We start from the raw sequence: 21,514 nt of genomic DNA, 5'->3' as shown, positions 1-21,514 counted from the left end.
AGCCACATTCATACTAGAACGAATATCATAGCCTTAAATCATTATTGCCTGCATATTTTAGTTCGTCTTTCGTGACGGCTCCGAAAAGGGCCTCTGTCTTTGAGTGGATCTCCGCAAAAGCGACCCTACAGCCTTTTCCGGGAACAGGCCGTGGAGCGGCGACAGAGGCGCCTGGCCGGCGAGGTGATCATCGTTCACCCGCCATGGCAGCGACTTTTGCTCCTGACGGTCGCTGTGTTGGCCGTCGCCGCGATCACGGCGTCCACGGCCGTCGGTTGGGAGAGGCGAATAGAGCTCCATACCACCGGGCCCGCGACGATCCGGACTCTTTCGGGAACCGCCGTTCTGACCGTCGTCGTCGCCGCGGCTCCGCAAAAGTTGCGGCAACAGATCGATCGGGGACGGCGGTTTGCCATCGAAGCTTGGGGCGGACGATGTCCCGGCCCGCACACGCTGACGATTGTGGGCTATCGTACGCTGCCTCGGGCGCCGCAAACCTCCACGGCGCTCGCACTGGACATGGCGGCCGACGACCCCTCCATTGTGCAGCGCATTCGGGCGTGTCAACCGCAACGTTTCGCCCTCGACATCGGACGGCTCTCCTTCGCGCATCTGCTCGTCAGTTCGCTGCAGCGGCGCGCAGATGATTGACGCCAAATGGATCGGCGCGTGGCGCCCAAAGCGGACGCCTTTGATACGGCAAAGCACGGCGTCGGAGTGCGGCCTTGCCTGCCTTGCCATGATCTTGGCGCATCATGGCGCGCCGGTGGATCTCCATGAACTGCGTCTCGACTTCGCGGTTTCGCGAAGGGGCATGAATCTGCGCCAACTCATCACCATGGCGTCCCGGCTGAATTTCGGCGCCCGCGCAGTCCGACTGGAGCCCGAGTCGCTGGAGCATTTGCGGCTGCCGGCCATGCTGCATTGGGAGCTGAACCACTTTGTCGTGATTTCCCGGGTCGGACGGCGGGGCGGCTATATACTGGATCCCGCCAGCGGCGCGCGCTGGATGACCAGGCGCGACATCTCGGAAAAATTCACCGGAGTCGGGATCGAGTTCATCCCCACCGCCGTCTTCGCCACCAGGAAGAAGACCGCCCGCTTCGGCTTGTTCGACATGTGGCAGCGTTCCCGGGGCTTGGCGTCGGCCATGACCACCACGCTCGCGCTGTCGATCCTCCTGCAGGCCTGTCTTCTCCTCACCCCATTGATCATGCAGATCATCGTCGACACCATCGTGCCCTGGCGCGACTTCTCGCTGCTCTGGCTTACGGTCTGTTGTTTCGCGGCGATCGGCCTCGGCTCGGTGCTGGTGGAAACGCTGCGGTCGCATTACCTCCTCGAACTGGGACAGAGACTCAACAGCCAGATGGGCTTGAATCTGGTCACCCATCTGCTCAAGCTGCCGGTGTCGTATTTCCACGAGCGGGACGCGGGCCAGATCATCTCCCGCGTCAGTTCCACGTTTCAGATCCGCCAGACGGTGACAGACGATCTCATGTCGTCGGCAGTCGACATGTTCGTCATCGCCATCGCGCTCGCGGTCCTGGTCGCCTACAACATATGGTTCGCGGCGATCGCACTCGGTGCCGTGGCGTTCTATGCCGCGGTGCGGGCGCTGAGCTTCCAGACGCTCAAAGGTCTCTCCGAGGAGGTGGTCGTCGCGGAATCGCGCGAAACGACGCAATTCCTGGAAAGCATCGTGAACATCGACGCGATCAAACTGTTCTCGGCCCAGGATATGCGCAGGGCCGTCTGGCAAAACGACAATGCGAAACTGATGAACGCCACCCATCGGCTCGAGTCGGCGAAAATCGCAATCCGATCGCTGAGCAAGGCGCTCGTGGCGAGCGAAAACATCGCCATCATCTTCCTCTGCGCGCTGGCCGCCATGCACCAGACGATGACGCTGGGCATGGTGTTCTCGTTCCTGCTCTATCACCAATACTTCCGCGACCGGTCGTTCGAGATCGTCGACCGGGTTTCGCAGCTTGGAACGCTGTCGCTTCACGTCGATCGCATCGCCGACATAGCTCTGACGGCGCCGGAGCAGCTGCATTCGGTCCGTGCCGCGCCTGTGCCGATCGGTTCCATCGAAATCAGGGACATGACGTTCGCCTATTCCAATACCGACAAGGACGTGTTGCGCAACATCAATCTCGAGATAGCGGCGGGCGAGTTCGTGGCGATCGTGGGGCCATCCGGAGCGGGCAAGAGCACGTTGGCCAAAGTTCTCCTCGGCCTGCACCAGCCCAAGGCCGGCGACGTGTTGATCAACGGCGAGCCGATCCTCGGGTTCGGCCTCGACAGATATCGCAGCCGCGTCGGAATCGTCGCGCAGGAAGCGAAGCTGTTCTCCGGCTCGCTGGCGGAGAACATCAGCTTCTTCGATCCGACGACCGACCAGGACAGGGTGCAGCAATGCGCGCGGTACGCCAACATTCACGACGAAATCGTGGAAATGCCGATGAAATACGACAGCGTCGTGGGCGACGTCGGCAACATATTGTCGGTCGGCCAGAAGCAGAGAGTCCTTCTCGCCCGGGCGCTCTATCGAAACCCGGATCTGCTCGTTCTGGACGAGGGAACGGCGAATTTGGACTCCGAGAATGAAACCAAGATCGCGGACTTCATCGAGTCCCTGAGCATTACGCGCGTGGTCATCGCGCACCGCCCCGAACTCGTGCGCCGCGCGCATGTCGTTTATGAATTGCGCGACGGCGAGCTTCGGCGGTTGGGCGCCAGGACAGGAACGAACGAAGGACGCCACTCCGGCCAGCTTGCCGATGCCTCATGACAGGTTGGCGGAGCCCGTAGCGATCCGGTTTCGAACATGTACGGCCGCGGTCCGGTTCGGGACATTCAGCGAGCGCAGAATGGCCGAAACATGCAGCCGAACCGTATTGGCGGAAATGTGCAGGGTGTGCGCAATTTCGGCATTGGTGCTTCCGGACTCGATGAGATTAAGGACCTGCAGCTGACGGGACGTGAGAGCCGCGCGCCGCTTTGGACGACCACGGGACATCGGCATCGCGGCCGGCGCATGCCGCTCCTGCGGAATCTCATCGATGCAACCCGCCAATGCCTGATGCAGTATCGAATAGAGCGCCGGCAATGATGCGACTTTGTCGAGGCGTGCGCTGAAATGCGGCTTCAGATCGTCCGCAAGTGCGATCGCTGGATTCTCCAGCGCAATCAGCTGCGACTGCATTCCGAGCCGGTCCCGCAATTTCTTTATTCTTCGCATCGATAGGTTGGACGCTTCGAGAAAGAAGATGCAGCCGCCCGAGAACACCGGCTGTGCATCGAAATCCCGAAGATCGACGAGGCGCAGCGGTTGAATCGGACAGTTCAGGATGCCCCGGATCAGTACGACCAGAGCATCGACGAAAAAACTATCCAGATCGCAGATGACGATATTTTCCATGTCGCGACGACCGAGTTTCGCTATAGCCCGATGTTCAATCACCGGCATCCGCCGACGACATACGCAAACGTTCCACAATACGCTTACGCGACATTTTGGTGTTGTGTAATTAACTTCGAACGAACTCTTACATTTTCATCGTTATTCTCTTTGTAACATGTAGACTCCACTTTGTGAACCTTGGGAGATGTCTCGCAGTGGGCGAAGTCACCGATCCGGCAATACTGTCTTTTGCTGCTGTCGGAGACCTGATATACACGCGCTCTATTTGCCGTAACCCCTCCCGACAACTTGCGGATGTCATGGCACTGGTTGACGGCGCCGATGTTTCTTTTGGAAACTTTGAGACGACGATCATCGACAGAGATCGTTTTGTCGGCACACCGCAGGCAGAGTCCGGCGGGTCCTGGTTATTCTCCGATCCCGATGTCGCAGCAGATTTGAAACATTTCGGCTTCGATCTGCTCAGCCATGCAAACAATCACGCCATGGACTGGGGGGCCGAAGCGCTTCTCGCGACCGCCGAACATTTGAGACGCGCCGGACTGACCGTGGCAGGGTCCGGCGAGACGCTGTCGGCGGCGCGGCAGCCACGGTATTGCGACTCGGCGAACGGCCGGATCGGACTGGTCTGCGCATCGTCGAGTTTTCCGCGCAGCGCGCGCGCAGCAGATCCGGTCGGCCGCGTTCCGGGCCGGCCGGGCATCAATCCGTATCGCGCGATGCGCATGGTCGTCCTTTCGCCCGAGAACTTGGCGGTGCTGGCGAGAATCAGGAACTCGCAGCGGCGCCCCGAAGACCGCGCCGACTATGAGAACGGACTATCGTTTCTCGGCAACGAATACCTGCCCAGCGACGCGGTCGGCGACGGCGTCGCCTTTACGTTCCGCACCAACGAACAGGACAAGCAGGCGATTCTTGCCGCGCTGCGCCAAGCCAGGCAGAACAGCGACTTCGTCGTGTTCTCGCTTCACAACCACCAGCCCGGCTTCAGCAACCGGCAACCGCCGGCGTTCCTGACCGATATATCAAGGCAGGCCGTCGAAGCCGGTGCCGATGCGGTGGTCGTTCATGGATCGCATGAAGTCGGTCCCATAGAGATCCATCGCGGCAGGCCCATATTCTACTCGCTCGGCGACTTCGTCTTCGAAGGCCACATGATGAGCGAATTTCCGGCCGACCTCTACGAGACCTTCGGTCTTCCGCTCGATACGCCTCCCGACGCCATATCGCGCAAGCATGACGAGACCTATTTCCGCAATCCGGACGACTACAAATCGATTCTCGCGCTGAGCCGGTTTGGACGCGACGGCGTCGACGAAATCGACATTCATCCCATAGACCTAAACGTCGACGGTCAAGCCACGGCAAAGGGGCTGCCGCGGCTGGCGCACGGCGCGCTCGCGCGTGAAATCCTGGAATCGCTCAAGGCCCTGTCGGAGCCCTTCGGAACGACCGTGACGGTATCGGGCGATACGGCGCGCATCTCTATTCGCTGACGCGCCGCCGGAGCGTTCGAGAAGAACTGCCCGACGGCAGTAGCCGCCACCGGATGACACTGCGCCGACACGCGAGCGAGATGCTATTCGTGGCGCAAGGCCAGGATCGGGTCGGCACGAGCCACCTGCACCGCCTGGACCGCGACCGTCAGCCAGGCGATCGCCAGCGCGACGGCGCCTGACGCCAGGAAGTATGCCGGCGTCAGCGCGATGCGATAGGCGAAGCTCTCGAGCCAACCCGTCAAGAAATACCAGGCGACCGGCCATGCGAGCAGATTGGCGGCGAGCACGGGCATCGAGAACTGCGAAAGCAGCAACCAGACGATGTCGCCGGTGCGTGCTCCGAACACTTTGCGCACGCCGATCTCCTTCGTGCGGCGCTCGGCGGTGAATGCCGCCAAACCCAGGAGCCCCAGGCACGCTATCAATATCGCGACAACGACGAAGAGCGCGAACATCTCGCCCTCCTTTTCATCCGTCTGGAACAGGCGATCGAACATGCTGCCGAGAAAATGGCGCCGGATGGCGGTACCGGGCGCAAATCCGCGCCAGCCCTCGTCGATCGCCGCCAAAGCCGCAGGGACCGCGCCGCCCCTGACGCGCACCGACATCGCCTGGATATGAGTTGGGTTGAAATAAAATACGATCGGACCGGGACGGCTGCGCGCGCCGTCCATCTTAAGATCGTCCAACACGCCGACGATCGTCATGCGGTCGCCGTCCTGGATAATGGTACGACCGAGCGCCTGCTGGGGAGAAAACCCGAAGAGCCGCGCGGCGGCTGCGGTTATCACCACGTTCGATCCGAAGAGATGCTGCTCGTCGGTGCTCGCGTCCTGACCGCGCTTCCGGGACAGCGTTCGGCCCGCCAGCAATTTCATGCCGTAAACCTCGGGGAAATCGGGTGCGGCGTCGATCGTTCGCGCCAAATGATTCTGTTCCGATCCGGCGACGGTGAAGTTGCTGATCGTCACGTCATGCTCGAACGGCACGGGTCCGGACTGGGTCACGCCGAGTATCGCCGGATTCTGCAGCAATGTGCGGGCAAAGTCGTCTCGCGCCGACGGACTCAAATTGTTCGCTCCCGTCACGACAACGAGATTGTCGCGGTCGAAGCCGAGGTCGATCTGCCGCGCATAGCGAAGTTGGGTGAAGATGACGAGAGCGGCGATTCCCAGCCCGATGGAGATCGCGAACTGGAAAATGACGAGCGTCATGCGCAGCGAACCGGTGCCCGACTGAAGAGCGCTGGACATCCGCAGCGAAGCCGCAGGCCGGATGGCCGACAGCACGAGCGCGGGATAGATGCCCCCCAAGAGCCCCGCCGCCGTGGCCACGGCAACGATCAGCAGCGTAAGCGGCCAATCCGACAGATAGTGAAGCGCCAGCGGCAAGCCGACGAATTCGTCATAGAGAGGCGTGAGAACCTCGACGACGACGAAGGCCAGTATAAGTGCCACAAATGCGGTCAGGACGGATTCGCCGAGGAACTGCACGATCAGCTGACGTCGATCCGCGCCCAATACCTTTCGCAGCGACACTTCGCGCGCCCGCGTCGTCGCCCGCGCGGTCGCGAGATTCGTGAAGTTGAAGCACGCAATCAGCAAGATCAGCGCGGCGATCGTCGCAAAGCCATATATCCGCGTCCAGCTTCCCGCGGCCTTCATGCCGCCGTAATTGTCGGTGGTGAGGTGCGCGTCTTCGAACCGCGTGAGATGTATCTGCAGCGCCTCGCTGCCCGGCAAGTTCAAGTTCATCTCCTTGCGGGTGTCGATGCTGCGATCCAGGATCGGCTTGAGCTTCCGCAGCACGATCGCCGGGTCGGCCTGCGGCTGCAGATCGACAAAGGCTTCGCCGTCGACGTTCAGCCACGCATCCTTCTCCGAGAGCGGCAATTTGTCGGCATGGGAGTTGTTCGGAATGATGGCATCCGCGACCAATTGCGTGTTGTGCGGAAGATCCCGCATTACGCCGGTCACGGTCATGGGATGGGCGCCGTCCAGCACGACCGTCTTTCCGATCGCGTCGGAATGGCCGAAATATTTTTCGGCAAGCGCCTGCGAGAGGACGATCGAGTCCGGCCTGGCCAACACCGTCGACGGGTCGGAGGCAATGAGCGGCAGGCGAATCACACCGAAGAACGACGGATCGACGACATCGACATATTCGGCGAACAAGCGGTCGCCGACCTTTATCGTCATGCGTTCGACAATGAGATGCGTTTGCGCCCTGACTTCTGGAATATGCGCGAGCATCGCCGGCGTGATCGGAAACGGCACGGTCGCCCCCCGCTCCAGCCCTCGGCCGGGGAAGTAGAAGGACGCCTCGACCCGGTAGAGATTGTCGGTCCCAGGCAGCCAGGCATCGTAGGAAAGTTCATCGCGCAGGAACAGGAGAATGAAAATCGCACAGCTAAGACCGATGGTCAGTCCAGCCAAATTGATGAAGCTGTAATACTTGTTTCGAAGTACGTGACGAAGCGTCGTGAGAAGGTAGTTGCGATACATCGCGCGATCCTTCAGGCGGCTCGTATGACTCGTTCCGCCACGATTGCACCGTCCAGCAGGTCGACGATGCGATGCGCGCATTCGGCATGGGAATGCGAGTGCGTGACCATGATGATGGTCGTGCCCGCCTCGTTCAGTTCGCCGAGGAGCTGCATCACGTCCTCGCCGTTCGCGGTGTCGAGATTGCCGGTCGGCTCGTCGGCGAGAATCAGCTTCGGTCGCGCGACCACGGCGCGCGCAACGGCGACGCGCTGCTGCTGGCCGCCGGAAAGCTGCTTGGGCATATGGCGCGCGCGATGGCCGATCTTCACGCGTTCCAGCGCCGCGTTCACGCGGGCTTTTCGTTCCGCCGAAGAAACGTTGCGGTGATAGAGCAGCGCGAGCTCCACGTTCTCGAAGACGTTCAGCTCGTCGATCAGATTGAAGCTTTGGAATATGAAGCCTATCGCGGTCTTCCTGATTTGGGTGAGCTGCGACTCGCTGCGCTGCGCGATCTGCTCGCCGTCGAACACGTACTCGCCGCTCGTCGGCGTATCCAACATGCCGACGATATTCAGAAATGTGGACTTTCCGCATCCGGACGGCCCCATGACGGCGAGGAATTCCTGCGCCCGCACATGCAGATCGACATCGCGCAGAGCCGTCGTCTCCACCTCAGTCGTGCGGTAAACCTTGTTGAGGTTCCTAAGCGTGATCATCGCCCCTCCTGGTCCGAACCGTCGCGAGGCGCTCCGGCAAGCTCGACGCGATCTACAGTCTGAAATCCCTGATAGCTCGAAACAATCACGCGATCGCCCGGCTTCAAGCCGTCGAGCACCTCGACATTTTCCAGATTTCGACGGCCAAGCCGCAGGCTGCGCCGTCCGGCCGATCCACCGTCGGGATCGACGACGAAAGCCCAATTACCGCCCGTGTCCTGATAGAATGGGCCGTTCGGCAGCATCGTCGCCACGGTCTTGCCGCCGAGCTCCAGCTTGAGGTCGATGGTCTGGCCATTGTGGATGCCGACCGGCGCGCCGGCGACGAACAGCAGGTCGGCTTTGAATGTGCCGTTGGCGACCTTCGGGTAGATTTTGTCGACCCTCGCCCGATAGTCGCGGCCGTCGACGGCGAACACCGCCTCCTGGCCGCGCGCGATCTGGCCCAGATAGAATTCGTCCACCTGAGCGGTGAGCTTGAAGCGCGCCAGGGAGTCGACTTGGCCCAAGACCGTACCCTGGGGCTTCGACTGGCCGATCTGCGCGTCGAGCGCGGTCAACTGTCCGTCTACGGGCGCGCGGATGGTCAGCGCCGCCAGGCTCGCGCGGGAAGCGACGATGTCGGCGTCGAGGTCGGACAGCGTTCGTTTCAGCTGAGCGCGTTGCGCTTCGCGCAGCTTTTGCTGAACGGCGTGGGAGGCGGTCGTCGCGGCATGCACCTTGACCTCGTAGGCATACTTGTCCTGGTCCTGCAGATAGGTGGCCAGCGCGATCGCATGCGCGTCGTTGAGGATCCTGTCGCGCGCGAGAGTCCCCTTCAATGTCTGGAGCTGGTACTCGATGTCGAGGATGTCCGCTTCGTATCTGAAGCGCGTCTGCTCGAGCTGCAGTTCGGTGTTCCGCAGATCGCTGATCTGCCGTGCCGTTTCGGCCTCGCGCGACGCAACCATCTGCTCCAGCGCGGAATTGGACAGCACGATCAGCGGCTGGCCCGCTTTCACGACGGCACCGTCTTCAATCAATACCGCTTTGACCGTGCCACCCTGGTCGGCGGTCAAGTAGGACGTGGCGTATGGCGCGACGACGGCGCGCAATGCAATGAAATCCTCGAACGGCCCCCGGGTCACGCGTCCCACGGTGATCTGGTCGGCCGACACGCGATAGACATTGCCGCCGGCCCCCATCAACAGCCATGCGGCCATGCCCACGACCACTGCGGGCACGGCGGCATACGGCATGAGTTTTCGCCAGGCCGGCGGACGGCTGAGGCGGCGGTCCATGCCGGATTCCGGCGGTCGGGCATCGGCTTCGACATGGCGCAGACCAAGACGATCGCCCCATTCGAGAGCAAGTTTCTTTCCCCGCGCGTTCAGTTCATCTATGATTGCCATGTCGGACGTTTGGCAAGTCTTGTGCCAGCATAAGATATCCAATATTCGCGCTGGATACTGACAATATACTTGGTCACGACTGTCCGCCAGCGTACAGTTTGTCCGAACGCTGTCCGGGTTCGAACGCCGTGGTGAGCCCAACACCCCTCAACCCCGCGCGCATCCTGGTTGTCGACGACGAGCAGGATGTGCTGGTCGCCGCGCGACTTCTGCTCAAACGGCACTTTGCAACCGTCGAAGTCTCATGCGACACGTCAAGAATCGTCGATGCCGCCCGTCGCGCCGAATTCGACGTCCTTCTGCTCGACATGAACTTCGCGCGCAGCGCTGATACTGGCGCCGAAGGCCTCGATTGGCTTTCCAAAGTCCTGGCCGTCGATCCTCAGGCTGTGGTCGTACTCATAACCGCGCATGGGGATGTCGATCTTGCGGTGCGCGCCATGAAGCGCGGCGCCGCGGATTTCGTACTGAAGCCGTGGGAAAACGGCCGTCTGGTCGCCACCTTGACGGCGGCGGCAAACCTGCACGGCACCAGAGTCGAGGCGGCGGAAATCCGCGACTGGCACAAGGGACTGATATCCGCTTTCAGCACCGACAGCACACTGCTCGGTACGTCGCCCGGGATACGCCATGTCATGGACATAATAGAGCGGGCCGCGCCGTCCGAGGCCAACGTGCTGATATTGGGGGAGAACGGCACGGGAAAAGAGCTGGTCGCGAGAGAGATCCACCGCCGATCGAAGCGCCGTGCCGAGGCGTTCGTGCGTATCGACCTCGGCGCAATCCCGGCAGCGCTGTTCGAATCCGAACTCTTTGGTCATCGGCGCGGTGCCTTCACCGGCGCCAGGGAAGACCGCATCGGCCGCTTCCGTGCGGCGACCGGGGGCACGCTCTTTCTGGATGAGATCGGCAATGTGCCGCTGGATTTGCAAGGCAAGCTGCTGACGGCGCTCGAGCGCCGGGAAATCGTGCCCGTCGGGGGCGAACGCGCCGAGCACATCGACGTAAGGCTTGTGTTCGCCACCAACCAAACGCGCGCGCTCTTGGCGGACGAGGCCAAGTTCCGGCAGGACCTCTATTATCGGATCAATACGGTCGAGATCGAGCTCCCTCCTCTGCGCCAACGAAGACAAGACATTCCCCTGCTGGTGGAGCATTTCCTGGATCTCTACTGCACGAAGTACAATGTGGCGCGCAAACGGGTCGATGCCGCGACGCTGGACGAGCTCACGGGCTATGACTGGCCCGGCAACGTGCGGGCCCTGCGTCACGCCATGGAACGTGCCGTTATCCTGAGCGACCGCGAGCAGATCGCCGTCGAAGACTTCGCGCTCGGCAATTCCCGCATCGCGGGCGACGATCGCCGCAGCGAACCGCTGAGCCTCGACGCCATGGAACGCACGGCGATTTCGCGGACCCTGGCCGGCTGCGGCGGCAATGTCAGCCGCGCGGCCCAGGCGCTCGGCCTGACCCGGGCCTCGCTATACAGGCGCATGGAGAAATATGGCCTATAGCCGTTTTGCCGTACAGGTCAGCGTCCGCATCGTCGCGCTCGCGTTGACGATCGCCGTGCTGCTCTGGGTATTCGCGAACACGCGCATGTACGTCACGATCGGCGTCATCCTCGGGCTTGCGATCTTCGAAGTGGCGGCGCTCGTCCGCTTTGTGACGCGCGCCAACGACGAGGTCGTGCGTCTGCTGGACGCGGTTGCCTTCGATGACGGCACACAAAGCTTTTCCGACGACGTGAGCACGCGGGGAGAACTGGCACGTGCGCTGAATCGGGTCATCGGCCAGCTGAGGTCGAGCCGCAGTGAATTGGACGGCCGCGTCCGCTATCTGCAAGCGGTACTCGCGCATGCGCCGGTCGCTCTGATCGCGGTGAATTCGCAGGGCCGCGTCCAACTGCTCAACCCCGCCGCAAGGAGACTATTCGGCGGCCCGATCGCGACCGTCGCGGATTTCGCGAGTCATGGCGACGAATTTGCCGCTGGGATGTCGGCCGTCAATGCCTCGGGCGGCGCACTGCTGCGCATGGAATGCGGGCCTTTGACCCAGCATCTCAAGGTAGCGATGACGGATCTGGTCATCCTGGGCAGCAAGCAGACGATATACTCGCTGCAGAACATTTCCGAAGAATTGAGCGCGCAGGAAATGACGGCCTGGCAGACCGTCATGCGAACCATGGCACACGAGGTCATGAACTCGCTGACTCCGATCTCTTCGCTTTCAGCCACCGCGCGCGAATCGGTGGACATCGCGCGGGGAACGCTCTCGCAAGAGCATCCGGCGCTTCCGGCTCTCCACGACGCGGCGGAGGCCTTGGAGACCGTCTCCAGGCGCAGCGCGGGATTGCTGCACTTCGTCCAGGGTCATCGCCGTCTGACTCAAAAGCTCGTGGCTCGCACCGATCTGTTGCTGGTACGGCGCACCTTCGCACGGTTGCAACGGCTTCTCGCCGCGGACCTTGCCGCCCGCCGGATCGACTTCACGGCGCGGGTGGAGCCCGAGATGCTGGAAATGCGCGCAGACGCCGAGCTTCTCGATCAAGCGCTGATCAACATGATCCGCAATGCGATCGATGCCGTGTCCTGCCGACCGACGGGCCGGATCGATCTTCATGCCAGCCGCGGAGCCGACGGCCGCGTTCGAATCGACGTTTCCGACAATGGGCCGGGTGTTCCACCTGGTCTGCGCGAGAAGATCTTCGTTCCGTTTTTTACGACCAAGCCGGAGGGAAGCGGCATCGGTCTGACTTTGATACGCCAGGTGGCGGCAGCGCATGGCGGTTCCTTCGATCTGCGCGAAACACCCGAGGGCGGAGCCCAGTTCAGCTTGCTCCTCTGAAGGCGGCAACCTTGCGCCGAGGGGGCGAACGCCGGACAGGTGACCGGCATCCGTGTCCCGTGGAGCCGCTTTCCACCGATCGACTGCGGCAATATGTGGGGGCTGAGGCTCGTGCCCGTCGCCGTGACAATCGCCGAGCCCGGCTCGACTTTGTCGAGCCGCTCAAAGCCGAGTCGCGCCTCTTCCGCGTGGTTGGGCAAGCGCGTGAGCGACGATGCAGCGTAGGCAGTCGAATGGCGCTGGCGAGGGTCTTGCGCGGCGTACGCGGATTGTACTGATGGCGGTGAACGGGTTTGAGAACCAGGTCATCGCGAAACGGCTTGGGATATCCAGCGGCACAAGTTTCTCGACGACCTCATCGCAAAAGGCGTCGTCACACGCGCCTGAACCGTGCCGTGCCTCAATTCATCTTCAAACGGATGCCGGCCAGCACGGTGAACGGCGTTTCCAGCTCCGGCGCCGAGGTCCCCGCGTTGTTCGCGATGTGCCGTTCGTCGAACAGATTCTCGATCTGCAGGTAAGGCTCGGCGTTCTCGCTGATCGGGTAGGACGCGCTCAGGCCGAAGACGAACTGCGATCCGACGGGCAGCTTGTGGTCGTTGTCGGACCAGGAATCGGAACGCCAGAACATGTTGCCGGCCAGGGTCCAGCCGCTGCTGCCCGTATAGATGAGCGCCAGCGAGCCGACATGCCGCGGCACGCCGCCGAGCTGCTTGCCGATGCTGGCCGGGTCAGCCGGATTCTTGATGACGATGGACTTGGCATAGGCGTAGCCGAGCCTTGCGTCGAGGCCGTCCAGCGGAGTCCAGTCGAGCTGCGCTTCCACGCCTTGGGCATGCGCGGTGCCGGCGTTGATGGCGAAGGTTCCGAAGGTGTAGCCGGGCGGCAACTCGGCATGCGTCAGCGGCCGCGTGGCCAGCAGGTCGTTCACCACGTTGTAGTAATAGGTCACCTGTCCGTGCAGCTCCGGCAGGTTGATGTCGAAGCCCGCCTCGCCGCCCGACAGGGTCTCCGGCTTGAGGTTGGGGTTGCTCTTGACGCTGGTGAAGCCGTTCGAGAACGAGCGGTAGAGGCTGTTGATCGGCGGTGCGTGGAACGCCTGATATCCCGCGGCGCGCAACGAGAGAACCGGCGTGAGGTCGTAGCGGACCGAGAGGCGCGGATCGAAGCTCGACGCGCTGGTGGACGGGACGACGCCCGCGCCTCCCGGCGAGCCGTCGAAGCCGCCATAGTTCTCGAAATACTGGTACCGCGCGCTGCCGAGGACATCGAGGCCGCTCAGCGGCACGACCTCGGCCTGCGCGAAGACGCCGGCGAAACGCTGGCTGCCCAGGGCGCGGTCGGTGCGGGTCACCGCGCCCGAGCCGGAGGTGGCGAATATCAGGCCGGTGTCCTTGCCGTGCAGTCCCTGGTAATCGACGCCCAGCGATACGAGCTTCAGCCAGTCGGTGCCCGGCATCGCCCAGACGAGCGAGCCGCCATCGGTCGTCGCGGGCGTGAAGTGGCGGTTCTGGACGAACTGGTCGACGCCGGTCACGCCGCCGGCCGGCGTGCCGGCATTGTCGATGCGCAGGAAGCTATAGACATGGAAGAACGTGCCGGTGAGGTTCGAGGCGCCGAAATCCTTCACCAGATCGCCGGACAGGGTCCAGTTCTCCTGGCCCGCCGTGTTCGCCGTCTGGTGCAGCATCTCGCTCGTCTCGTGATAGGCGGCGCGGACATGGCCCGACAGCGTCGGATCGGCGGTGAAATCGGCGGTCGCCTGGACGTTGCCGGCCTGGAACCGGTTGTTCACGGTCAACGGCACGCGGGAGGCCGGCGCCGTCGCGTTGTAGCCGTCGGTCCGCAGCGTGCCCGCGTCGAGGCCGATCCTCAGATCGTCGGACACCGCCAGCGCCGCGTAGCCATTGGCGCGCAGCGTGCCGTAGCCGCCGCCCGCAGCGTCGAGGCTGAACGTGTCGCGGTCGGGGACGCGCGTGACGACGTCGATGACGCCGCCCATCGCGTAATTGCCCCAGAGCGTCGCGCCGCCGCCGCGCACGACCTCGACGCGGCTCACATCCGCCACCGGAATCTGGTTCCACTGGACATAGCCGAAGAACGGATCGTTGAGCGGCACGCCGTCGAGCAGCACCAGCGCCCGGCTGCCGCCCAGGCCGCGCATCGAAACCGTGTCGGAGGTCGGGAAGATTTCGTAGGAGGCCATCGCCGGCAGGTTGACCGACGGCGTCTGGCGGAGCAGGCCGTCGAGCGATTTGACCGGCGTCGCCAGGACGTCCGCCACACTCAGGACGCTGACGCTCTCCGGAACGTCCGTAGCGCGTATGGGGGCGCGCGTCGCCGAGACGACGACGGTTTCGGTCCCATTCGAGGCAGCGGTGTCCGCATGCGCGGCGCTCGCGGCCGCCGCGGTAAGGACGGCGGCGGCGCACGCTGCCGCGATGAAATTAGCCATGGCCCCCAAATAGTTCCTTACGAGAGATTCACGAAGAACGACCCCCTCGCGCCATCTATGTTGACACGATACGCTGACGCGTTAGGCGCACGCAAACACGGCGACGCAAAAGATCATGCCGGCGGGGATTTCGGCGCGGTCCGTGGGATGCGCGCCACAGGCCGAATGGCCGGAACTCGCTTTACCACTCCGCGATGAGGCTTTTCACAAACCGCAGCGTGTTGACACGCCCTCCCGTCGCCCCTACTCCGAGACGAAATGCCGCGAGACATCGATCTTGGGTGACATCCCGCCGACAGAGAACAAGAACTCGCTCGCATCGCGGATTCTGGCGCGCGCTGCGGCACAGCCACATGCCGTTGCGGTCGATGACGGCGAGACGGCAGTTACCTTCGACCAGCTGATCGCACAGGCGAGCGCGCTGGCCGAGAGCCTGGCCGGGCTCGCGGAGCCGATCGGAATCCTGCTGCCGCCCTCGACCCAATACATCGTCGCCATCGTCGCGATGCTGCTGGCGGGCAAGACCTATGTCCCGATGGACAGCAGCTTTCCGCAGACGCGCAACCTGCGCATCGTGAGTCACTCGGGCATGACGGGCGTGGTCGTCAATGCTGCGACGGCCGGGATTGCGCAGGCGCTCGATCCGTCGGTCCGGCCGATCACCATCCCGCCGCCGGCGCCGGGACAAGCGCCGTATGAGCCCGCCGCCGTGGCAGCTGACAGGATCGTGGCCATTTTCTACACCTCGGGCAGCACGGGCGAGCCGAAGGGCGTCTGCCACGGCGAATCCGGTCTTGCCTTCGACGTGGAGTATTATATCGCGTTCACCGGTCTTGGCCCCGGCGATTGCCATTCGCTGCTGATCTCTCCTGCCATGAGCAGTTCGAACCGCGACATCTTCGGTCCGCTGCTGACTGGCGCCGGTCTCGCCATCGCCGATCTGAAGCGCCTCGGGCTTTCGGCGGGGCTGCGCTGTCTTCACCGCCGGAACGTCACCTTCTTCCATGCGGTCCCGAGCGTGTTCCGCGCGCTGTTCGGCGGTGCGGAAGCGAATGCCGGCGCGGCCGGCAAAATCCGGGTCTTGCGGGTGAGTGGAGACCGCGTGCTGCCCCGCGATGTGGAGATTTATCGCAAGGTGTTTCCCCGTACCTGCCGCTTCACCACCGGGGTCGGAACGACGGAGACGCGCCCTTACACGGGTTGGTTCATCGATCACGACACGCCGCTCGAACGCCCTCTCGTGCCCGTCGGCTTTGCTCTGCCGGGCCAGCATCTCATGCTGGTCGCCGAAAGCGGCGCGGCCGTGGCGCCCGGAGAGGTGGGCGAAGTCGTCGTCGCAAGCCCGGGACTCTCGCCGGGCTATTGGCGCAACGAGGCGCTGACGAAAGCGCGCTTCGCCCCGTCGGCGAGCCACCCCGGCATGACCGAATATCGTACGGGCGATTTCGGCCGCTGGCTGCCGGACGGAATGCTCGAATTCATCGGTCGCCGCGACCGGCAGATAAAGGTCAGCGGCAACACCGTGAACCTGGGTGAGATCGAGGCTGTCATCGGCGCACTTCCAACGATCGCCGAGACGGCCGTGATCGCGCGCACAACCGGCGCCGAGACGGCGCCCATCGCCTATTGCGTCTACGCGGCGGGGCCCGATCCTACCGAAGAGGTCCGTGCCTGGTGCGCCGCACATCTTCCGCCTGCCTTTCGCCCCGCCGAGATCGTTCCGGTGGAGGTGTTGCCCAAACTGGCCTCGGAAAAGGTCGACTTGGTCGCGCTGGAACGCCTGGACGGCGAGCGCGTCCGCAGCGCCACGGCGGCCGCAGCTGCCGCACGGGCCGGCCTGAAGGCCGACATCGTCGGACAGGCGTGGAGCGAGCTCTTCGGCGCGGACACATATCTTCGCGATTTGCCATTCGAGGCGGCGGGCGGCAATTCCCTGCAAGGCATGCGGCTGCTGCTGGCGATCGAGCGGCGCCTCGACCGCCATCTGCCCAACACCCTGCTCGACGCGGCGACGCGGCCGAGCGAGCTCGCGGCACGGCTGACCGCGCTCGGCGATGCGGCGATGGTGGGCGGCACGGCGGCCGGGCGGCCGACGCTGATCCTGTTTCCGGGGCTTTTCGGCGCGGATTTCACGATGACCCGTTTTGCCCGCCGGCTCGGGGAGCATTTCAACGTCGTGCTGATGGATTATCGCCACGCCGGAGCGGACCTGCTGGGCCCGGCGGACAGCGAACATACTTTTGCGGAATTCGAGAGCGCCTTCGAAGCAGCCGGGCGCCCGGCGCGGCTTTGGGTGATGGGCAACTCCTTCGGTTGCCGCATCGCGGTCGAGGCCGCGCGGCGATTCGTGGCGCGCGGAATCCCGGTCGAGTTCGTGGCCGTGATCGACGGTCCGACGGAGGACGCCATCGCGACCCGCAACAGCCGGAGGGCGGCAACCGGCGGACTCCGTCTGCCGTTTGACGACCGCCTCGCGCTCATCGGCGGGCGGCGCGCCTTCGTGGTCAACCACATCGCGCGGTTCATTGCGAACAGGCTGGTCACATACGGGATGCATGCGCGGATCCACACGCTCTCCGCGTTCCTGTCGCGCGTGGGATTGGAGGACGCTTCGCTCGACGCGCGGCGGGTGGCGATCGCGCGGGCGCGCAGCCGCGCGTTCAAGGATGTCCTGTCGGGGCCGCTGCCGATGCCGCTGACGCTGTTCGTCAGCACGGCGCCCTACAGCCTGTCGCAATACATTCCGGACCTGGGCTGGACGAAGTGGTGTTCGGCGCTTCGCATCATCGCGCTGCCGGGAAACCACATCGAAATCGTATCGGAGCCGGCATCGACGCGGATCGTCGATGCGCTGGTCGACGCGGACCGGGCACTGAGCGACCGCGCGGCGTAGGGATGCGACGGTCGGTAGCTGTCGGCGAGCGGTTGTCGATTTGGCTGGAACAAAACACACTTGTCATCCCGGCCGAGCGTAGCGAGAGCCGGGACCCATCGAGCGCGATACACGATGGGTCCGTCCGCACGCTGCCGCTACGGACCGGCGCGATGCTGACGCATCGCTTGGCCGGGATGACATGGTTTATCGAGTACGGACTCTAGTTATTCCCGCCTTCGACATGACGGATGAAGCGCGAGACGGCGAGGCCGCGCAGGAGCTTGTGCCGGTAGGCCGCGACGTCCGCCATGCCTCGCGGCCCATCTTCGGGGATCGTTTCGGCCAAGCGCTGCAATTCGTCGAGGTCGAGAAGGCGCGCGCCCAAGCTGCTGCTGCGCATCCGGTCGAGCTCGCCCAGCGCTTCGGCCCGGCTGTCCCGCAGGTTCTGCAGCCAACCCACGCCTTGAAGTCCTCTGAACTGCGCCGCCAGCACCGCGTCCGGCAAGGCGCCGCGCATCAGGCGGCGGGCGAGGCGGCGGGTCTCGCCGCGTCGGAAGAACTGGTCCAGTGGAATCCCGAGGCAGAACTCGGTGAAGCGTAAGTCGGCGGTCGGATCGCGCAGCTCGAACCCGAAGCGCGCAAGGGTGGCGAGATTGATGGTGCCCGGGTCGCCATAGGCGATCATCCGCGCCCGCGGCCCGCGCCCATTGCGCGCCCGGTGCCAGGCACTGAGCGCGGGCGCGGTCTTCTCGTCGAGGCCCTGCTCTTCTATATAGCGCGGCGACATCGGCGAGCGGTCTTCGAGCGCGAGCGTGCGCCGCCCGAAGCGCTGCATCACATCCGTCCTGAGCGCGGACGGCAGCGAATAGGCCAGCGCCAACCGCAGCCGCGGCCAGGGCGCGCCGGCCATGAAGCGGATCACTTCCGCGCCCCAACTCGGCAATCGTCCCGCCATCAGCAGCGCGCCGAACCGCTCGAGACCGTCATAGCTGAGCGTGATGTTGCCGGCTTCGCCCGTGAGCATGACGCGGATGCCGCGCGCCTGCGCCTGCTGCGAAATCTCGTCGGCCCAGGCCTGGTTGCACGGATTGCGCACCGGCTCGTCCATCGCCATCAGATTGCGCGCGATCGGATCGAGCGACGAGACATGCGGATAAGCGACGCGGACATGATCGATATTGCCGAACATCGCGGCGGTTTGCGCGGCGAGCGGACCTTCATCCGAGATCCGGTCCTTGCCCAGGGGCGCGGGTGCGTCGGGCTGGGGCACCGCCGTGAATGCCGTCAGGCGCTGGCCGCGCGCGGCCAGCAAGCGCGCCGCCGTCACCGTGACCGCGGAGCTGTCGAGACCGGCGCTGAGATGGCTGCCCACCGGTCCCGTCGTGCGCAGGCAGGACGCGACCGCACGGTCGAACAGCGCGGCGGCATGCTCGAGATAATCGGCATCCTTGGCGTAGCGCACCGGTGCCACATGCTCGGGTGCCCAATAGCGCGCCGTCTTGGCGGTGGTGCGGCCCAGCGTCAGGGCGGTGCCTGGCGCCAGGCGCTCGATCCCTTCGTAGAAGCTGAGGCCGCCGAACGGGTTGTCGGCGCCCGCCGACGGCAGGAAGGCGAGATAGGCGCCGAGCAGCCGCTCGTTCAGCGCGCGCGGAATGTCCGGCAGGGCGAACAGGCCCTTCGGCATCGATGCGACGGCGATGAAATCGTGCCCGCGATGATAGAAGAGCGGCCGGCGGCCGAGCGGATCGCGGGCGCAGAAGACGCGTTGCGCGCGGGCGTCCCAAACGACGAAGGCGAATTCGCCGGCCAGCCGCGACACGCAGGCGTCGCCCCAGCGTTCCCAGGCGCGCGCCAGCAGCCCGCCGTCGGACAGGACGGCCGCATCCGACGCCGACAGGCCGAGGCTGGAGACGAGATCGTCGCGATTGTCGAGCCGCGCATCGGCCGCGACGACCGCGGTGCCCTCCGCGACAAGCGTCGGCTGGCGGTCGAACGCGTCTTCCGGCACGGCGCGATGGAGCGCATGGCCGAGCGCGACCAGACCGCCCGACCACGCCGACTGGCGGTGCGTGCCGTAGATCCGGAGCGAGGACAGCATCCGCTCGGCGTCGGGCCTTGCGTCGCGCGCGCCGCCCCAGCGCCACAACAGGCAAATCGCGCTCATGCAGCGTGTTTGCGCAGTTGGCGTGTCAGCAACCACGCAGAAGTGAATCCCAGGACTGGAAATACGGCCATCGCACCGAAGAGCATCGCGGTCGGCAAATGCCTGCCGATCAGGAACCCGCCCAGCAGCGGCCCCACGGTCGAGCCGATCCGCCCGATACCTTGCGCCCAACTCGCGCCGGAGGCGCGAATCTGCGTAGGATAAAGGGTCGCCGACAAGGCGCCGAGGCTCTGCTGTACGCCGAGGATGCCGAACCCCGCCGCAAGAACGGCCGCACTCCGCGCGTTCGCGGCGAGCCCGCCCACCAGAAGCAGCGTGGCCGCTGAAAGCGCCAGGCCGCCGAGCACCACACGCCACGGGCCGACGCGATCGGCGACGCTTCCCATCGTCACCGTCCCGATGATTCCGCCGACCTGGAACAGCGTGCTGGCGCGGATCGCGGCCGCCTGGCTGAGGCCGGTGCCGGCCAGCAGGCTGGGCAGCCAGAACGTCATGAAGTTGAGCACCAGCAGATTGAAGAAGAACGCCAGCCACAGCAGCAGCGTCAGGACCGCGCGCCGTTCCGTGAAGAGCCCGAGGACGAGATTGGTGCCGCTCGCCTTGTCGGCCTCGCCGATCCGCACCGCCGAAGGATCGAATTTGCGCAGGATCGCGTCGCGCCGGACCGCGCTCTGCGGCCGCGAGGCCAGGTAGCGCAGCGACTCCGGCAGCCACAGCGCGATCGCACCCGCGATCAGCAGGGTCGCGGCGGCGCCGGCCTCGAAGATCGACGCCCACCCCCAGCGCGCCAGAACCAGCGACGACAAAAGGCCGCCGAGCACCGCGCCGAGGGCAAATCCGCTGGCCATGATGGTGACCATCGCGGCGCGGTTGCGCACCGGCGACCATTCGTTGGCGATCACCAGCGTCGTCGGCATGAGCGCGCCCAGCGGAAGACCCGTGGCGAAGCGAACGGCGACGAGCTCGCCGATATTGTGCACCCAGGCCGTCAGCAGCATGAGGGAAGCGGCCATGAGCAGGCAAAGGACGACGAGGGTCTTGCGACCGACAAGGTCGCCCAGCGGCCCGATGAGCAGGCTTCCGACCAGGGTGCCGAACGCGCTCGCCGCGAACACCGGGCCGAGCGAGGCGCGCGCGACGTGCCACAGGCCCGTGAGCGCGGGCGCGGCGAAGGCGGAGGCCTGGTTGTCGAAGCCGTCGACCATCAGCGCCAGGAAGCATAGGACGACGATCCCGAGCTGAAACGCGCCGAACGGCTTGGCGTCGATAATCGCGGCGACGGAGGGGGCGGCCGGGTCCGCGATCATCGGGGTGTCTGCCATCGTCCGCCGTCCCATCCGCCTGTTGCCGCCGGCTAACATGTTGCATTCGGCGATGAAATGTCTAGCGATCGCGGCAACGGCACGGCTCCACCTGCGCTTCGGACACCGGACATCTGCGCCGTGACGTCCGGGCCGCCCGTCCCCGAAGGATCGGTGGCGCTGAGGGGGCCGTTCTCGACATAGGCATAGCGGTTGAGCGACTGGCTGCCGAACGGGTTCGGCACGATGCCGTCGGGGCTGAGGAAGCGGGCGATGGTCGGGTCGTAGAGCCGCGCATTGGCACGGAGCCCAGGTGATCACTCACGAAGTAGATCCAGCTCGCCCCGCTG

General features: G+C 64.5%; 13 protein-coding genes. 6 read left to right on the top strand and 7 right to left on the bottom strand.

What is annotated here, in order from left to right:
• Positions 1-150 precede the first annotated feature (150 nt).
• On the top strand, positions 151-651 hold the full coding sequence (locus WDM91_23165) for a hypothetical protein (GenBank protein ID MEI9997514.1): 501 nt from the start codon (positions 151-153) through the stop codon (positions 649-651).
• The gene (locus WDM91_23160) at positions 644-2,797 is read left to right on the top strand and encodes a peptidase domain-containing ABC transporter (protein ID MEI9997513.1); all 2,154 of its coding nucleotides are present in this window, start codon (positions 644-646) and stop codon (positions 2,795-2,797) included. Before WDM91_23165 ends, WDM91_23160 begins: the two co-directional genes overlap by 8 nt.
• Here the strand turns inward: WDM91_23160 and WDM91_23155 are convergent.
• Positions 2,792-3,427 (bottom strand): LuxR C-terminal-related transcriptional regulator, encoded by a 636-nt coding sequence (locus WDM91_23155; protein MEI9997512.1) that lies wholly within the window; start codon positions 3,425-3,427, stop codon positions 2,792-2,794. The two genes, WDM91_23160 and WDM91_23155, sit on opposite strands and share 6 nt — an antisense overlap.
• Before the next feature lie 197 nt (positions 3,428-3,624).
• Between WDM91_23155 and WDM91_23150 the strand changes: the two genes are divergently transcribed.
• A complete protein-coding gene (locus WDM91_23150) occupies positions 3,625-4,926 on the top strand; it encodes a CapA family protein (protein MEI9997511.1) in 1,302 nt (433 codons plus the stop codon).
• An 83-nt stretch (positions 4,927-5,009) separates the two neighbouring features.
• Here WDM91_23150 and WDM91_23145 read toward each other — a convergent pair whose 3' ends face one another.
• From WDM91_23145 to WDM91_23135, 3 genes are read right to left on the bottom strand one after another with little or no spacing between them, the layout of a single operon-like run.
• A complete protein-coding gene (locus WDM91_23145; protein ID MEI9997510.1) occupies positions 5,010-7,433 on the bottom strand; it encodes an ABC transporter permease in 2,424 nt (807 codons plus the stop codon).
• An 11-nt stretch (positions 7,434-7,444) separates the two neighbouring features.
• Entirely contained in the window at positions 7,445-8,131 is a 687-nt protein-coding gene (locus WDM91_23140; protein ID MEI9997509.1) for an ABC transporter ATP-binding protein, read from the bottom strand.
• Positions 8,128-9,411, bottom strand: coding sequence for an HlyD family efflux transporter periplasmic adaptor subunit (locus WDM91_23135; protein ID MEI9997508.1), 1,284 nt, complete (start codon positions 9,409-9,411; stop codon positions 8,128-8,130). The genes WDM91_23140 and WDM91_23135 overlap by 4 nt, the downstream gene beginning before the upstream one ends.
• Positions 9,412-9,653: 242 nt before the next feature.
• Between WDM91_23135 and WDM91_23130 the strand changes: the two genes are divergently transcribed.
• Together WDM91_23130 and WDM91_23125 are read left to right on the top strand one after the other, a co-directional pair.
• Positions 9,654-11,036, top strand: a complete 1,383-nt coding sequence (locus WDM91_23130; GenBank protein MEI9997507.1) for a sigma-54 dependent transcriptional regulator — start codon at positions 9,654-9,656, stop codon at positions 11,034-11,036.
• The gene (locus tag WDM91_23125; GenBank protein MEI9997506.1) at positions 11,026-12,369 is read left to right on the top strand and encodes an ATP-binding protein; all 1,344 of its coding nucleotides are present in this window, start codon (positions 11,026-11,028) and stop codon (positions 12,367-12,369) included. The genes WDM91_23130 and WDM91_23125 overlap by 11 nt, the downstream gene beginning before the upstream one ends.
• 400 nt (positions 12,370-12,769) lie before the next feature.
• Here the strand turns inward: WDM91_23125 and WDM91_23120 are convergent, their stop codons facing one another.
• Positions 12,770-14,824, bottom strand: coding sequence for a TonB-dependent receptor (locus WDM91_23120; protein MEI9997505.1), 2,055 nt, complete (start codon positions 14,822-14,824; stop codon positions 12,770-12,772).
• A 277-nt stretch (positions 14,825-15,101) separates the two neighbouring features.
• Here WDM91_23120 and WDM91_23115 point away from each other — a divergent pair, with 277 nt between their 5' ends.
• Entirely contained in the window at positions 15,102-17,717 is a 2,616-nt protein-coding gene (locus WDM91_23115; GenBank protein ID MEI9997504.1) for an alpha/beta fold hydrolase, read from the top strand.
• Positions 17,718-17,919: 202 nt separating this feature from the next.
• On the opposite strand, the gene WDM91_23110 is transcribed toward WDM91_23115, so the two are convergent.
• Both WDM91_23110 and WDM91_23105 read right to left on the bottom strand, forming a co-directional pair.
• Complete coding sequence (locus tag WDM91_23110) at positions 17,920-19,863, bottom strand: asparagine synthase-related protein (protein ID MEI9997503.1); 1,944 nt, start codon at positions 19,861-19,863, stop codon at positions 17,920-17,922.
• Positions 19,860-21,185: an MFS transporter gene (locus WDM91_23105; protein ID MEI9997502.1), complete on the bottom strand. Its 1,326-nt coding sequence runs from the start codon at positions 21,183-21,185 to the stop codon at positions 19,860-19,862. Before WDM91_23105 ends, WDM91_23110 begins: the two co-directional genes overlap by 4 nt.
• Positions 21,186-21,514: the final 329 nt, after the last annotated feature.

Origin of the sequence: Rhizomicrobium sp. (assembly GCA_037200385.1) — a bacterium.
In the GTDB taxonomy this organism is placed as follows: domain Bacteria; phylum Pseudomonadota; class Alphaproteobacteria; order Micropepsales; family Micropepsaceae; genus Rhizomicrobium.
This window is presented reverse-complemented; position numbering and strand designations above follow the sequence as displayed.